The sequence below is a fragment of the Burkholderia sp. ZZQ-2 genome, from assembly GCF_050768715.1.
GTDB lineage: Bacteria > Pseudomonadota > Gammaproteobacteria > Burkholderiales > Burkholderiaceae > Burkholderia > Burkholderia cepacia.
This window is the reverse complement of record NZ_LDVA01000130.1, coordinates 1-14,658: the sequence shown is the minus strand read 5'-3', so window position 1 is coordinate 14,658 and position 14,658 is coordinate 1. Positions and strand designations below refer to the sequence as shown.

The 14,658-nt window shown below is 67.4% G+C and carries 16 protein-coding genes; 5 read left to right on the top strand and 11 right to left on the bottom strand.

Annotated features, from left to right (window positions below):
- Nucleotides 1-9 precede the first annotated feature (9 nt).
- From ABY44_RS08055 to ABY44_RS08045, 3 genes are all read right to left on the bottom strand, one after another.
- Entirely contained in the window at nt 10-336 is a 327-nt protein-coding gene (locus ABY44_RS08055; protein ID WP_060172350.1) for a DUF4148 domain-containing protein, read from the bottom strand.
- Between the two features lie 69 nt (nt 337-405).
- Nucleotides 406-732, bottom strand: a complete 327-nt coding sequence (locus tag ABY44_RS08050; RefSeq protein ID WP_027787367.1) for a DUF4148 domain-containing protein — start codon at nt 730-732, stop codon at nt 406-408.
- 68 nt (nt 733-800) lie between these two features.
- The gene (locus ABY44_RS08045; RefSeq protein WP_027787366.1) at nt 801-1,220 is read right to left on the bottom strand and encodes an organic hydroperoxide resistance protein; all 420 of its coding nucleotides are present in this window, start codon (nt 1,218-1,220) and stop codon (nt 801-803) included.
- 388 nt (nt 1,221-1,608) lie between these two features.
- On the opposite strand from ABY44_RS08045, the gene ABY44_RS08040 reads away from it, so the two are divergent.
- Nucleotides 1,609-2,928 carry an MFS transporter gene (locus ABY44_RS08040; protein WP_060172286.1) on the top strand — a complete coding sequence of 440 codons (1,320 nt, stop codon included), beginning with the start codon at nt 1,609-1,611 and terminating at the stop codon, nt 2,926-2,928.
- Nucleotides 2,929-2,984: 56 nt separating this feature from the next.
- Here the strand turns inward: ABY44_RS08040 and ABY44_RS08035 are convergent, their stop codons facing one another.
- Nucleotides 2,985-3,872, bottom strand: coding sequence for a LysR family transcriptional regulator (locus tag ABY44_RS08035; RefSeq protein WP_060084902.1), 888 nt, complete (start codon nt 3,870-3,872; stop codon nt 2,985-2,987).
- Here ABY44_RS08035 and ABY44_RS08030 point away from each other — a divergent pair.
- Nucleotides 3,853-5,229 carry an alpha-hydroxy acid oxidase gene (locus ABY44_RS08030; RefSeq protein WP_414143094.1) on the top strand — a complete coding sequence of 459 codons (1,377 nt, stop codon included), beginning with the start codon at nt 3,853-3,855 and terminating at the stop codon, nt 5,227-5,229. The genes ABY44_RS08035 and ABY44_RS08030 overlap by 20 nt on opposite strands.
- Before the next feature lie 42 nt (nt 5,230-5,271).
- Here ABY44_RS08030 and ABY44_RS08025 read toward each other — a convergent pair whose 3' ends face one another.
- Complete coding sequence (locus ABY44_RS08025; protein ID WP_431641083.1) at nt 5,272-5,736, bottom strand: RidA family protein; 465 nt, start codon at nt 5,734-5,736, stop codon at nt 5,272-5,274.
- Nucleotides 5,737-5,950: 214 nt separating this feature from the next.
- Here ABY44_RS08025 and ABY44_RS08020 point away from each other — a divergent pair, with 214 nt between their 5' ends.
- Nucleotides 5,951-6,916 (top strand): LysR family transcriptional regulator, encoded by a 966-nt coding sequence (locus tag ABY44_RS08020; RefSeq protein ID WP_060172289.1) that lies wholly within the window; start codon nt 5,951-5,953, stop codon nt 6,914-6,916.
- Between the two features lie 31 nt (nt 6,917-6,947).
- Here the strand turns inward: ABY44_RS08020 and ABY44_RS08015 are convergent, their stop codons facing one another.
- The 4 genes from ABY44_RS08015 to ABY44_RS08000 all read right to left on the bottom strand — a co-directional run bounded on the left by ABY44_RS08015 (nt 6,948) and on the right by ABY44_RS08000 (nt 9,891).
- The gene (locus ABY44_RS08015; RefSeq protein WP_060172291.1) at nt 6,948-7,655 is read right to left on the bottom strand and encodes an SDR family NAD(P)-dependent oxidoreductase; all 708 of its coding nucleotides are present in this window, start codon (nt 7,653-7,655) and stop codon (nt 6,948-6,950) included.
- A gap of 589 nt (nt 7,656-8,244) precedes the next feature.
- Nucleotides 8,245-8,808, bottom strand: coding sequence for a shikimate kinase (locus tag ABY44_RS08010; protein WP_060172293.1), 564 nt, complete (start codon nt 8,806-8,808; stop codon nt 8,245-8,247).
- Nucleotides 8,805-9,452, bottom strand: coding sequence for a hypothetical protein (locus ABY44_RS08005; protein WP_060172294.1), 648 nt, complete (start codon nt 9,450-9,452; stop codon nt 8,805-8,807). Before ABY44_RS08005 ends, ABY44_RS08010 begins: the two co-directional genes overlap by 4 nt.
- Nucleotides 9,453-9,480: 28 nt before the next feature.
- Nucleotides 9,481-9,891: an acyl-CoA thioesterase gene (locus tag ABY44_RS08000; RefSeq protein ID WP_021159585.1), complete on the bottom strand. Its 411-nt coding sequence runs from the start codon at nt 9,889-9,891 to the stop codon at nt 9,481-9,483.
- 381 nt (nt 9,892-10,272) lie between these two features.
- On the opposite strand from ABY44_RS08000, the gene ABY44_RS07995 reads away from it, so the two are divergent.
- Nucleotides 10,273-11,385, top strand: a complete 1,113-nt coding sequence (locus ABY44_RS07995; RefSeq protein ID WP_063809903.1) for a 3-deoxy-7-phosphoheptulonate synthase — start codon at nt 10,273-10,275, stop codon at nt 11,383-11,385.
- A gap of 19 nt (nt 11,386-11,404) precedes the next feature.
- Here ABY44_RS07995 and ABY44_RS07990 read toward each other — a convergent pair whose 3' ends face one another.
- Nucleotides 11,405-12,772: a glutamate--cysteine ligase gene (locus ABY44_RS07990; RefSeq protein ID WP_060172296.1), complete on the bottom strand. Its 1,368-nt coding sequence runs from the start codon at nt 12,770-12,772 to the stop codon at nt 11,405-11,407.
- A 114-nt stretch (nt 12,773-12,886) separates the two neighbouring features.
- Complete coding sequence (locus ABY44_RS07985) at nt 12,887-13,723, bottom strand: AraC family transcriptional regulator (protein WP_021159581.1); 837 nt, start codon at nt 13,721-13,723, stop codon at nt 12,887-12,889.
- A gap of 154 nt (nt 13,724-13,877) precedes the next feature.
- Between ABY44_RS07985 and ABY44_RS07980 the strand changes: the two genes are divergently transcribed.
- A partial coding sequence (locus ABY44_RS07980) for a TolC family protein (RefSeq protein WP_431641078.1) occupies nt 13,878-14,658 on the top strand: 781 nt, incomplete at its 3' end.

The window sequence follows — 14,658 nt, the reverse complement described above, 5'->3', positions numbered from 1 at the left end:
CGGTTTCGTTCAATGACCGAAGTAGATCGAGCGTTCGGCGACGCGTGTCGCGGGCCGGCGGCCCGACTGCGTCGCGGCGACGGTTTCGCTGCCGTAGCCGGATGTCGTCGCATCGGCCACCACGGCGTCGTTCGCGTGAATGCGCGTCAGCGCGGCCTGCAGGTCGACCGGATAGTGCGGATCGTTCGCGCGGCCCGGCTGATAACCGGCCTGTTCCAGCTGGACGAGCTCGGCACGCACCTGCGCGCGGGACACGACGGCTTCATCGGCGAACGCCGGTGCGGCGGCGGAGGCGGACACAGCGACGAGAAGGGCGGCGATCAATTGGGTTTTCATCATTTACCTCGACAGAACAGGGATGGAAGGAATTCAGGGTTCGCGTTTCGACGAACGGCGCAAGCACGCTCAATGTCCGAAATACACCGAGCGGTCGGCCACGCTGACTGCATGCCGGCGGCCCGATTGCGTGGCCGCATCGCCGTTGCCGCCATAGCCGGACGCCTGGTCGTTGCCGGCGACCGCATCGGCCGCCTGGATCCGCGTGAGTGCGGCCTGGAGATCGTCCGGATAGGTTGCGTCGGTCGCGCGATTCAGCGGGTAGCCGGCGTGTTGCAGCTGGGCGAGTTCGGCGCGCACCTGCGCACGCGTCACGGTGGTTTCGCTGGAGAACGCCGGTGCGGCAGCAGAGGCCGAAACAGCGACGAGAAGGGCGGCGATCAGTCGGGTATTCATCATTCACCTCGAAAAAAGAATAAGAACCGGGCATTCGGTCAGGCGGCGCCGGGCCGCCCGACGCACGTTCAAGCGATACGGATGTCGACGTCGATGTTGCCGCGCGTCGCCTTCGAATACGGGCAGGTCTGGTGCGCGGCATCGACGATGCGCTGCGCGACGTCGCGATCGAGCCCCGGCACGCTCACGTTCAGCCGGGCCTGCAGGAAGTACGCGTTGCCGGCGGTGCCGAGATCCACTTCGGCGTCGACGGCGAGATCGGCCGGCAACGTCACCTTCGCGGCACGCGCCGCGAGCTGCATCGCGCCGATGAAGCAGGCCGACCAGCCCGCCGCGAACAGTTGCTCGGGATTGGTGCCGGTGCCGGCGCTGCCCGGCGACGACAACTGGATGTCGAGGCGGCCGTCGGAACTGCGTGCCGCACCGTCGCGGCCGCCGGAAGTCGTATGCGTCTTGCCCGTGTACAGCACTTGTTCGATCTTGCTCATCATTTGCTCCGTCAGTTGAGGTTTGTCTCAGATGCGATTCGATCGCATGCGACGCAGTTTGATCTTGTCGCCCGTCCACGTCAAGCGCATTCGATTAAATCGCATGCGATATTTTGTATTTCAATGTATCCGGAACGCGTAGCGTCTTTCAGGACAAGCCTTTCCGGCGATCGATCCCTGATAACCGGGGAACACGGAACGACGCCGAAACAGACACGGAAGCGGGGAGTTGCCGGCCTGACTTTCCAGAAAGCGAACAGGCTCCTTGTCATTATTTCGCTTTCTACAATGCATTGTCTCTTCTAACCTTGCCACACCCGATCGCAAGCGGCCCGCCCACGGCCGGCACTTGCACGGATCACGAGCACAATCGAAACGGAGACATTACGTGTCGCGCGTCAGCCCTCTTGCAACGGCCACGGATTCCCGGCCGACCGGAACCCTCGCGAACCTCCGATCCATCTTCAGCGGATCGGTAGGCAACCTCATCGAGTATTACGACTGGTACGTGTATTCCGCGTTTTCGCTGTATTTCGCGAAGGCGTTCTTTCCCAACGGCAACCTGACCGTGCAGTTGCTGAACACGGCGGCCATCTTCGCCGTCGGTTTCGTCATGCGGCCGATCGGCGGCTGGCTCGTCGGCCTGTACGCGGATCGCAACGGACGCAAGGCCGCGCTGCTCGTCTCGGTGCTGGCGATGTGCGTCGGCTCGCTGATCATCGGCCTGACCCCCGGTTATGACACGATCGGCCTTGCCGCGCCGGTGCTCCTGGTCTTCGCGCGACTGCTGCAAGGGCTGAGCCTCGGCGGCGAATACGCGAGTTCGGCAACCTACCTGAGCGAGATGGCCGACAAGTCCCGGCGCGGCTTCTATTCGAGCTTCCTGTTCGCGACCCTGTCGCTCGGCCAGTTGCTCGCGATGGGCGTGCTGGTCGTGCTGCAGCAGTTTTTCCTGACCACCGCGCAACTCGAAAGCTGGGGATGGCGCATCCCGTTCCTGCTCGGATCGCTGCTGGCCTGCAGCGCGATCTTCCTGCGCAGCAACATGCAGGAAACGGCATCGTTCGAGCAGCACCGCCGCAGCAAGCGCCGCCACGCGTCGATCGCCGACCTGTTTCACCACAAACGCGAGTGCCTCATCGTGGCCGGCCTGACGCTCGGCGGCACGGTCGCGTTTTATGCCTATACGACGTACATGCAGAAATTCCTCGTCAACAGCGCGGGGATGAGCAAGGCCGACGCATCGATGGTCTCCGTGATCAGCCTGCTGGCATTCGTCGCGATGCAGCCGATCTTCGGCAGCCTGTCCGATCGCCTCGGGCGTCGCCCGCTGCTGATCGCGTTCGGCGTACTCGGCACGCTCTGCACCGTACCGATCTTCCAGGCGCTCCGCGGCGTTCAGACAACCGGCGCCGCGCTGGCGCTGATCGTCGCCGCGCTGCTGATCGTCAGCCTGTATTCGTCGGTCAGCGCCGTGGCCAAAGCCGAACTGTTTCCGGTCGGCGTGCGCGCACTGGGCGTCGGGTTGCCGTACGCGATCACGGTGTCGCTGTTCGGCGGAACGGCCGAATACGTCGCGCTGTGGATGAAGAGCATCGGACACGAAGCGTGGTTCTTCTACTACGTGTCGGCGTGCGTGCTCGTGTCGCTGCTGTGCTACCTGTGGATGCCCGATCCCAGGCAGGTCTCGCGCATCGACGAAGCGTGACGACGGCACGCTTCTTCGCGATCGCCCGGGCCTGACGCCGGGCGGCAAGCACGGGTTCAGCGGAAGTCCGCGTAATGCCGCACCAGCGACAGCATCGACGGAATCAGCCCGCGCACGTCGCCGCGGCGCCACTGGAACGCATATTGAAGCGGCGCCAGCGGCGGCTCGCTCGTCAGCTGCACGAGATGGCCGCCCGGCCGCGCGCGTGCCCAGTCGACCGGCAGGAAGCCGATGCCGACGCCTTCGCCCAGCATGCCGGCCACCGCACTCCAGTTGTTGCACTCGATCCTGCGCGCGTGATTGACGCCGCACGCGAGCAGCCAGTCGTCGAGAATACGTGTCACGCCCGAACCGGACGGCAGCAGCACCAGCGCGTGGCTGGCGAGCAGCGCCGGCGTCAGGACGCGCTCGCGGCCGACCAGCGCCTCGGCCGCCATCCACGCGAACCGCGCTTCCGCCACCGGCTGCGACAGCACGCTGCTGCGCGACGACCGGCCGGCGATCACCGCGAAATCCAGTTCACCGGCATCGACTTTCTCCTCCAGTGCCGCGCCCACGTCGACATGCGGCTCCAGCGCCAGCTTCGGGTGCTGCTTCTGGACCGCCGCCACGAAGCGGGGCAGCCACGTCAGCGCCGACAGTTCACCGACGCCGAAGCGCAGCCGGCCGCTCAACCCTTCGTCCCTGGCAACCGATTCCTGCAGCGCGGCGACGGACTCGAGCACCCGCACCACGGCCGGCAGCAGCGCCTCGCCGTCGTCGGTCAGCACGGCCCGATGGCCGCTCCGGTCGAACAGCGTGCGTTCGACGACCTGTTCCAGTTCGTTGATGCGCTTGGACAGCGACGACACCGACAGGTGCAGCCGTTGCGCAGCGGTCGAGAAGTTTGCGCAGGTCGCCGCCCAGTAGAACGCGTCGAGCTGCTTGAGAGTCGGGGTCGCCATTGTCTTTCGCTTTTATCGAACAAATTCATTGGAAGATTATCGCTTTTTAAGCATGCCGCGCGTACCTAAAATTCCGCCATCGATTCGAAAACAGGCTTCAGACATGACTCCTTCCGCCTCATCCGTTTCCGGAACAAGCCGCCCCCTGGCCGATACGCGCACGCCGCACATGCCGCGCGTGCTGCGAAAGATGCTGTGTCTCCACGATTTCGAAGCCGCGGCACGCCGCGCGCTGCCGCGCCCGATCTTCGGCTACGTCAGCGGCGCCGCGGAAGACAACCGCACGCGCGACGACAATCGTGCCGTGTTCGACGAGTACGGGTTTGCGACGCGCGTGCTGCGCAACGTTTCGCAGCGGGAGCAGGGCGTCGAGTTGTTCGGACGACGCTACGCGTCGCCCTTCGGCATCGCGCCGATGGGGATCCACGCGCTGTCGGCCTATCGCGGCGATATCGTGCTGGCGCGTGCCGCACAGCGCGCGGGCATCGCGTCGATCATGAGCGGCTCGTCGCTCATTCCACTGGAGGAGGTCGCCGCCGCCGCGCCGGAAACCTGGTTCCAGGCATACCTGCCCGGCGACGCAGGCCGCATCGGCCCGCTGCTCGAACGCGTGGCGCGTGCCGGCTACCGAACGCTCGTGATCACGGTCGACATCCCCGTGTCCGCCAATCGCGAAAACAACGTGCGTACCGGTTTCACCACGCCGCTGCGCCCCGGGCCGCGCCTGTTCTGGGACGGCATCGTGCGCCCGCGCTGGCTCGCCGGCACCTTCGCCCGGACGTTGCTCGCGCACGGCATGCCGCATTTCGAGAACTCCTTTGCCACCCGCGGCGCGCCGATCCTGTCGTCCACGGTGCAGCGGGATTTCTCGGCCCGCGACCATCTCGACTGGGGCCACCTGGAACGAATCCGGCAGGAATGGAAGGGCGAACTGGTGATCAAGGGCATCCTCAGCGTGGACGATGCCGTCATCGCCCGCGACGCCGGCGCCGACGGCATCATCCTGTCGAACCACGGCGGCCGCCAGCTTGACGGCGCGGTCTCGCCGATGCGGATCCTGCCCGACGTGGTTCGGGCGCTGGGCGCGGACTATCCGGTGATGATCGACAGCGGCTTTCGGCGCGGGTCGGACGTGCTGAAGGCGGTCGCGATGGGCGCGCGCATGGTGTTCGTCGGACGGCCGTTCAATTACGCGGCGGCCGTGGCCGGTGAAGCCGGCGTCATGCACGCGATCGGGCTGCTGCGCGACGAAGTGGACCGGAACATGGCCATGCTGGGCGTCGAACGGTGCAGCGGCCTGACGCCCGACGTGCTGATTCGGAAAGGCGGCGTGCCGGCGTCGCTGACGGCCGTATAACGCGGGGGAGGCCGTTTGCGGCCTTGCGGGGCGGCCGAACCGTCACGCCGGATCGATCGCGGCGATCACGACGAGGATCACGGCCGCGTTCGCCGGCAACTGGCGCTGGGAGAACGCCGAGCGCGCGTGTCCCGCCTTGTCGCCGAGCACGGCGGCGAACAGGTCCGACGCGCCGTCGATCACGGCCGGCTGCCCGAAAAAGCCGTCGGCCGAACTGACGTGCCCCTCGACGCGCACGATCTTGCTCAGGCGCTCGAAGCCGCCCAGGTGCCGGCGGATCTGTGCGAGCACGTTCAGCGCCGCGAGCCGGGCGGCATGCTTGCCGTCGTCGACGCTCAACTGTTCGCCTACGCGGCCGGTATACGCGACCTTGCCGTCGACGTGCGGCAGTTGTCCTGACACGAACAGCAGGTTGCCCGCTTCGCTGACGGCCGTATAGCTGCCGAGCGGGTTCGGCGGTTCGGGTAACGCGAGGCCGAGATCGGCCAGCTTCTGTTCGACGGTCATGTCATGCTCCTTGCGGGAAAAGGGTCAGGCGATCGGTACTGCCTGCGAGTCACTGCACTGTAGTCACGCGGCCGAAGCCGGTAAATGTCGGTCGCGCAATTGATTCACGACGCGGTGTAACGAATCGCGCCATGCGCGCCCGCTGGTTTCCCGCACGAGATTCATGCACACTCGTCGCTCCAACGCGCGCCATCCGCCGGAGACCGCAGGAACCATGCAACGACAATTCGACGATCTGCTGCTGGGCAGCATCGAGCTGTTCTGTCTTGCCGCCGAACTCGGCAGCTTCACGCTCGCGGCAAACGCGGCGAGCGTCACGCCGGCCGCGGTCAGCCGGTCGGTGGCGCGGCTCGAGGAGCGTCTCGGCGTGCGGCTGTTCGTGCGCACGACACGCCAGATCCGCCTGACCGATCCCGGCCGCCGCTACTTCGAGCAATGCCGCGACGCGCTGGCGCAACTCGTCGACGCGGAGCGCGAGGCAACCGGCCAGCAGGCCACGCCCGCCGGCCTGCTGCGGATCAGCATGCCGACGCCGTACGGGCACTATCGCGTGCTGCCGCTGCTGCCGGCATTTCGCGAGCGGTATCCGGATGTGCGCGTCGAAACCCACCTGAGCAACCGCAACATCGATTTCGCGGAGGAAGGCTACGATCTCGCGATTCGCGGGCGCGCGCCGGCCGATTCGAACCTGGTCGCGCGCAAGCTGGAGGACGCCGAACTCGTGGTCGTCGCGACGCCCGGCTACCTGAAGCGCGCGGGCATGCCGGCCGCCATCGACGATCTGCATGCGCACGAATGCATCCAGTTCGAGCTGCCGAGCAGCGGGCGGCCGATTCCCTGGCTGTTCAACGATGGATCGGAGGAAGTCGACGTCGCGACGACCGGCAGCTACGGTACGTCGGGCGACGTCCTCGCCGGTGTGACGCTCGCGCGCGGCGGTGCGGGCCTGTTCCAGACCTACCGCTTCATCGTCGAGCAGGACCTGTGCGCCGGCACGCTCGTGGAAGTGCTGCCCGGCCTCGGCGGCCGGTCGCGGCCCTTCATGCTGCTGTATCCGCATGCGCGCTTCCTGTCGTCGCGCGTGCGCGTGTTCGTCGATTTTCTCGTCGAGCAGCTGGCGCGCGAGCCGGCCAGGCGGCCGGCCGGGACACGCGCCAGGCGGGCCGGCGCATCGCGATAGGCGCGCCGGCTCGCGGTTTCGACGCCGCGACTCAATGCCCGGCGCTCTGGCCGCCGTCGACGTGCAGGATCTCGCCCGTGACGAACGGTGCCGAGTCCAGGTACAGGATCGCGTCGACGATGTCGCTCATCTCGCCCATGCGGCCGACCGGATGCAGCGACGCAAGCGTCGCATGCGTGTCGGGCGCATGCATCGGCGACTTGATGACGCCGGGCGACACCGCATTCACGCGAATGCCGGCCTTCGCATACTCGATCGCGAGCGACTTCGTCGCCGCATTCAATCCGCCCTTCGTCAGCGATGCGAGCACCGACGGCACGTTGCTGTTCGCATGATCGACCAGGCTCGTCGTGATGCTGACCACGTGGCCGCTGCCATGTTTCTGCATCGCGGCGATCGCATGCTGCGTGACGTGGAAGAAACCGCTCAGGTTGACGCTCGTGATCTGCGCATAGTCGTCCGCGGTGTACTGCGTGAACGGCTTCGCGATGAACACGCCGGCGTTGTTGACGAGCGTGTCGACGCGGCCGAAGTGCTCGATGGCCGCGTCGACCACGCGCCGCGCGACGGCCGGATCGCCGATGTCACCCGCGACGGTGACGAGATCCGGATCGTTTGACTGGCCGATCGAACGTGACGTCGCGACGACGCGATGGCCGCGAGCCCGGAATGCGTTGACCGTTTCCGCGCCGATGCCTTGCGATGCGCCGGTGACGATGATGACCTTGGATGCGCTCATGATTTGCCTCGATAGGTGATGGGTTCCCGGCTTCAGTGCCGAACGGATCGATGAATCCGATGGGCTCACTGTAGACACGCCGGTCACGATCTCGAACACCCACCATGGCGCAACAGTCTTGCGTCTCGGGAACAAATGCGGCGGAGGGCAGTTGTCGCCCGTTGGCGCGAAGCGCAGTCGTCGATGAACTCCGCACGCGCAGCAGGACCCGCGAACCTCACCGGAGACGATGCGCCAATTCGTGAAGGCAGGCGGCCGCCGTTCATTCCCGAGGTACTCCGGAAAGCGGACGAAACGACGCGTATCGGCGGCATGCCGACGCACATCCGGCCGTGCCGCGGAAATTGCGCTCCGATCGAAGCGCCGGCCAGGAAATCCGGCATGAAACGGCCCACGTTCTAGCGCCGCCTGCCCAGCGCTTTTCCGTTCCCTTTCGCATCATCGAGATAACTTTTCTTATCACAACAACACGATTGAAAATCCAAACTCGTCGTTTCGAAAACGCGTCGGATACTCAAAGTTCGCGCCACGCCCATGCGTCCCGCCATCGCTTCGGGGGCAGGGAAGCGAACGTCCGCCGCACGCGCCGTCAATCCGGCGCATCGATCCGCGCCAGCAGCACCGTCAACACGTCGGCCGTCGCGCGCGCGACGTCCTGCGCCGTCGTATCGACGAGCGCATGTGCGCATTCGCGATACAGCGGGTCGCGCATCCGGTACAGCGCGGCGAGGGTTTGCCGCGGGTCGGCCACCTGCAGCAGCGGCCGCCGCGTGTCATCGCGCGTGCGGCGCCACAGCGCATCAGGGTCCGCATGCAGGTAGATCACGCAGCCGCGCTCGCTCAGGCGCGCGCGGCTGCGCGGATTCAGCACCGCGCCCCCGCCGGTCGCCACGACGACGTTCGGGCGCTGCGTCAGTTCGTCGACGATTTGCGTTTCTAGCAGACGAAAGCCGCCTTCGCCGACCCTGTCGAACAGCTCGGCGACCGAGCGGCCGGTGCGCCGCGCGATCTCGTCATCGCTGTCGGCGAACGTCCAGCCGAGCGATGCCGCGAGCGCGCGGCCGAGCGTCGATTTGCCCGCACCCATCATGCCGACCAGGAACGCGCGGTCGGGCAGGGCACGCACGTCGACCGCCGTGGCGACGGCGCTCATAACCGCCGCGCAAGCGGCCAGCCGGCCCGCGTCGCCGCGCAGATCCGCCGCGCGCGTACCGCGTCCGACAACGTGTCGAGCGCCGCGTCGGTGGCTGCGTCGTCGGCGTCGAGCAGCGCGCCGAGCACCTGCCCGTCCGGATCGCCGGCCGCGATGTGCTCGGCCGCATCCGCCGCGATCGTTTGCGGCGTGCGTTCGGGCGCGTCGTCGCGTTCCGGCCGCCGCCACCCGTTGCGCAAGTCGCGCCATCGCACGACCAGGCCGCAGAACAGCCCGCCGCCCGGCACGGCTGCATCGTCGCGCGGCTGCGCCGTGTCGCCGGGCGTCGCGCACTGCGTGACCCAGCTCGCGAACTCGAGCAGCGACGCGTCGTGAGCGAGCGTCGCCGCGTCGAGCGCGACGATCACGCCGGCATCCCGCAGCCGCCCGAGCAGCGGGCGCACGCCGTCGTGCGCGCCACCGCACGGCTGCAGCAGCACCTCGAGTTCGTCCTCGTGACGGCTGACGAGCGAACGATGCCGCTCGAGCGCGGCCGGCTCGAGCAACGCCTGCGCCGCATGCCGGACGATGACGATCGCACGGTCGTCGCGGCGCTCGACGATCGCACCGATCCGGCGCCGGGCGCGCGCCACCGCGGCGCTCACGTGTCGCTCCCGAAATGGCGCGCGCGCATCACAGCGAACCCTGGAATTCGAGCACGCGCGCCTTGAACTCGTCGGGCACGGCCTGCGTCGTGTTGTTCGCGTAATCGAACATCACATGCGTCGACATGCCGCGCGCGACGATGGTCTGGTCGTCGCGTTCCATCAGGTGTTCGAGATCGAAGCTCTTGCTGCCGAAACGCACGATGCTCGACCGGATCGTCAGGTTGTCGCCGAATTGTGCCGGTGCGAGGTACTCGCACTGCGTCTTCACCATGATGTGCGGCAGCTTCTCGCTCCGCGGCAGGCCGAGGAGATCGAACATGTAGCAGAGGTAGGAATGCTGCAGATAGTCGTAATAGACGGGACTGCTCACATGCCCCATCGAATCGGTATCGCGATACTTGACGTGAATCGGCGTTTCGTAATGACGTTTCGACATGGTGATTCTCCGCAATAACTGGGTTGATTTATATATATGAACCTGATTGGCCTGTCAGGAATCTGAAAATTAATTGAACGCCTATCGCGGCGCCACTATCAGAACGAATAGCAACCCGCTTCGAAAGGCTGAACAATCGGCAGCCGCGCGTCATAAAATGCTCCAGAATCCAGAATAAAAAATCGCATTCCCGGCCCGGAGCGCGTCTCGAAATCAGGCAAACCCAATACCTAAATTTCCGGTCGCCTTGCTTATTTCTGTAATTCATAAGGTTATGAATTAGAAACTGGCAACTATGTTAGTTGCGCACCAAAAGCGCCATTCAATACAGTCGCGCTGTAGTAAAAAATCCCCCGAATTATCGACAGGAGGGCAGTCCCCATGCATGCGAATACCTGGACGACGAACCGTGACGCCGAGCTGCACCTGCCGTCCCCCGCGGATCTGGCCGGCGCGCTGCAGCCTGCGTTGCGCGCGTCGCGCACGGTTCATCTGGCTCGCCACGCGATCGTCGACGTGTTGAACGGCACGGACGACCGTCTCGTGGTCATCGCCGGCCCGTGCTCGGTACACGACCCGGCCGCGGCGCGCGACTATGCCGCACGGCTCGCGCTGCAACGCGCGCGCTTCGCGGACGAGCTGGAAATCGTGATGCGCGTGTACTTCGAGAAGCCGCGCACGACGGTCGGCTGGAAGGGGCTCATCAACGACCCGCTGCTGGACGGCAGCGAACGGATCGACACGGGGCTGCATACGGCCCGCGCGCTGCTGTGCGACATCAACGGCATGGAGATGCCGGCGGCGACCGAGTTTCTCGATCCGCTGTCGCCGCGCTACCTGGCCGACCTGGTCGCATGGGGGGCGATCGGCGCCCGCACCGTGGAATCGCAGGTGCATCGCGAGCTGGCGTCGTCGCTGCCGATCCCGATCGGTTTCAAGAACGGCACCGACGGCAATGTCCAGGTGGCCGTCGATGCGATGTGCGCAGCCGCGCGCGCGCATCGCTTCCTGTCGGTCGACACGGGCGGCCGGCTATGCGCGGCGGCCTCGCCCGGCAATCCGCATACGCACGTCGTGCTGCGCGGCGGGCGCGAGCCGAATTTCGATGCAGCCGCGGTGAATGCCGCATGCGAACGCATGGCGGCCGCGCGCTGCGCGCCGCGCGTGATGATCGACGTCAGCCACGGCAACAGCCGCCGCCAGTTCCGCAATCAGCTGGGTGTCGGCACGGCCGTCGCCGCGCAGGTCGCGGCCGGCGATACGCGCATCGTCGGCGTGCTGGTCGAATCGAACCTGATCGAAGGGCGCCAGGATCTCGTGCCCGGCGTGCCGCTGCGCTACGGGCAGAGCATCACCGACGCGTGCCTCTCGTTCGCCGATACCACGCAGCTCCTCGAGACGCTCGCGCACGCGGTTCGTGCGCGCCGGCGCGGCCATGCGCCGGCGCCGGACGTCGAGTTCGCGCACGAGCCGCTCCTCGCGTGCTGCGCATGAGCGGCCCCGCGCGACGCGGTCAGATTTCGGCTTCGTCGTAGATCCGCGTCGCGTCGCCGGCCCACGCGTCGCGATAGCGGGCAAGCCAGTGCTCGGCCTGGGTCGGCGCACCCGCGACGATCTCGTCGAGCGGCGCGAGATACACGGATTCGTCGCGGCCGGCCGCATCCCTGCGCGCCCGTGCGCGCAGGCCGCGATGCGCGATCGCGAGTGCATCGGCGGCGAACGCGCGCAACAGGCGGCCGTCGACCGACGCGCCGAGCCCGAAACGCGGTACGTCGCGCCGCAGGGTCAGCAGCGCGCCGCGGTCGATCGCGGCGGCCAGCGTCTCGGCCTCCGACAGCGCGGTCGGATCGTACAGCAGGCCGGTCCAGAATGCCGACAGCGCGACCATCATGGCGGGCGAACCCGCATCGGCGCCGCGCATCTCGAGATAGCGCTTGAGCCGCACTTCGGTGAAGACCGTCGTCAGGTGGTCGGCGAAGTCGCCGAGGGTCGGCGTCTCGCCCTCGAGATGCGGAATGCGGCGTCGCATGAAATCGCGGAACGTCCATCCGGTCGCGTCCGCGTAGCGGTCGCCGCGCCGCACGAAATACATCGGCACGTTGTCGAGCAGCCAGCTCACGTAGCGCTCGAAACCGAAGCTGCGCGACAGGAACAGCGCAGGTGCCCCGCAGCGATCCTCGTCGGTGTCGAGCCACGTGTGCGCGCGCGTCGACAGCAGGCCGGTCGGCCGGCCTTCGGCGAACGGCGAGTTCGCGAACAGCGCGGTCGCAACGGGCTGCAACGCCAGCGACACGCGCATCTTGCGCGCCATGTCGCTTTCCGATGCGAAATCGAGGTTGACCTGCACGGTGCAGGTGCGCTGCATCATGTCGAGCCCGCGCGTCCCGACGCGCGGCATGTAGCGCTGCATGATCCCGTAACGCTGCTTCGGCATCCACGGCAGTGCCGCGCGCGCAAGGTGAGGGTGAAACCCCAGCGGCGCGCAGCGCAGGCCGAGCGGTTCGCACGCGCCGCGCACCGCGGCGAGATGCGCATGCAGCTCGGCATGCGTATCGTGCAGCGTTTCGAGCGGCGCCCCCGACAGTTCGAGCTGGCCGGCCGGCTCGAGCGAGATCGCGGCGCCGTCGCGCTGGATCACGCCGACGATCCGCCCGGCATCGACGATCGGCGCGCCATCGCCTTGCAGCCCCGCGAGCACCGCGGCGATGCCCGACGGCCCGTCGTAAGGCGCGGCTGCGTGCGTCGCACGCGCGACGACGAACTTCTCGTGCTCGGTCCCGATCCGGAACTGCACGGCCGGCTTGCAGCCGGCGGCCAGATGATCGGCGAGCTGCTGCTCGGAGACGATCGGCGTGTGGTCCGACCCAACGGCATTCGACATCGACACCCTCCACAAGTCACATTGAGCGACCGACCGGCCGGTCGCACGGCGACTATAGCGACGTCGATGCGGGTGCTGTACTGGCAGGGGTGATAGGGGCAGGGCCGTATCGCGCTACGGCTGCCTGCGCTTCGCGAAGTAATGCGCGGGCGAATCGCCGAACGCGCGGCGGAACATCGCGATGAAGTTGCTCGGCGTCGCATAGCCCAGCGCGTCGGCGATGTTGGCGACGCTGTCGCCGCTCGCGAGACGTTCGAGCGCATGCGTGAGGCGCGCCTGCTGGCGCCATTGCGCGAAGCTCGTGCCGGTTTCGGCGACGAACAGCCGGCTCAGCGTGCGGGCGGACAGCCCGGCCCATTCGGCCCACGCTTCGAGCGTGCGGCTGTCGTGCGGCTGCCCGAGGATCGCGTTGGCGATGCGCAGCAGCCGCCGGTCGCGCGGCATCGGCAGGTGCAGCGGCTCGTGCGGCGCGCGGCGCATCTCGTCGAGCAGCACGACGCTGATACGAGCCTGCTCGACATCGAGCCTGTCCTGGTCCGCCCACGACACCGCGCGCCGCACGAGCGCGCGCATCAGCTCGGTGATCGCGATCACGCATGGCTGCCCCGGCATCCGCCGGCTTGCGGCCGGTGCGATCACGACGCTCCAGCCGCTCAACGCGCCGCTGATGCTGACCTTGTGCTGCTCGCCGGGCGGAATCCAGCCCGCGCGATGCGGCGGCAACAGCCATGAACCGTGCGGCGTGCGCACGTGCGCGAAACCGCTTTCCACGCAGAACACCTGCCCGCGCAGATGGCTGTGCCAGTCGACCTCGCGGGTGCCGAGCCGGTACGTGTTGCTGCCGTCGTCCTCCCCCCAGACGGCGATCAGTGACGGGCCGTCCTCGCGTTCGCTCGGATCGGAATCGGCGCGCTGCACGGTGCGCGGTGGAGAAGTGTCTCGGATGGGCATGGCTGGAATTCATTATTTTTTGTCTAAACGACATTATCAGCTTTGCCCGGGGGCGTCCAACAATGCGTGTCGTGTTCAAACCGATACGAAGCAGAGGAATGCGATGCATGCAGCACTTGCTCCCTGGACACGCGATGCCGGCGCACTGCGCGTCATGTCGCGAATCGCCGCCGCCGCCGCGCTCGTCGTGCTCGGCGCGTGCGCGAGCCGCGACGGGCTCGCACCCGCAGGCACGCTGCGCGGCGCCGATACGCTCGCCGCATCGCGCAGCCTCGCGCATGTGCCCGCCGCCGACTGGCCGGCCGCCGACTGGTGGCGCGCGCTGAACGATGCGCAACTGAGCGCGCTGATCGACGAGGCGCTCGCCGGCAACCCCGATCTCGCGACCGCCGATGCGCGCGCACGCGAAGCGCAGGCGCTGGTGATCGAAGCGCGGGCCGCGCGGCTGCCGCATCTCGACGGCCGCGCGAGCGCAAAGGCCGAGCGGCTGTCCGGTACCCAGTTTTCGTCGGGCGAGGGCGGCGGCTTCTTCAGCCACACGCGCGAGGTCAATCTCGGCCTGAGCTGGGATCTCGATCTGTGGGGCGGGCGCCGAGCCGCGTGGGAAGCCGCGCTCGGCGAAGCGCGCGCCGCGCAAATCGATGCGCAGGCCGCACGCGTGCTGCTGTCGGTCAACGTTGCGCGCGCCTACGTGAATCTCGCATATGCGTTCGATCAGCAGGACGTCGCGCGGGCCGAATACGCGCGCGCCGACGAAGCGCTCACGCTCACGCGCCAGCGCGTCACGAAAGGCATCGACAACGTCGCGCAACAGCGCCAGGCGGAAAGCGAAGTCGCGGCCGCGACGCGCGAGCAGGCGCGTACGGCCCAGGCGATCGACAGTGCGCGCATCGCGCTCGCGATCCTGCTCGGCGCCGGCCCCGACCGCGGCCTCG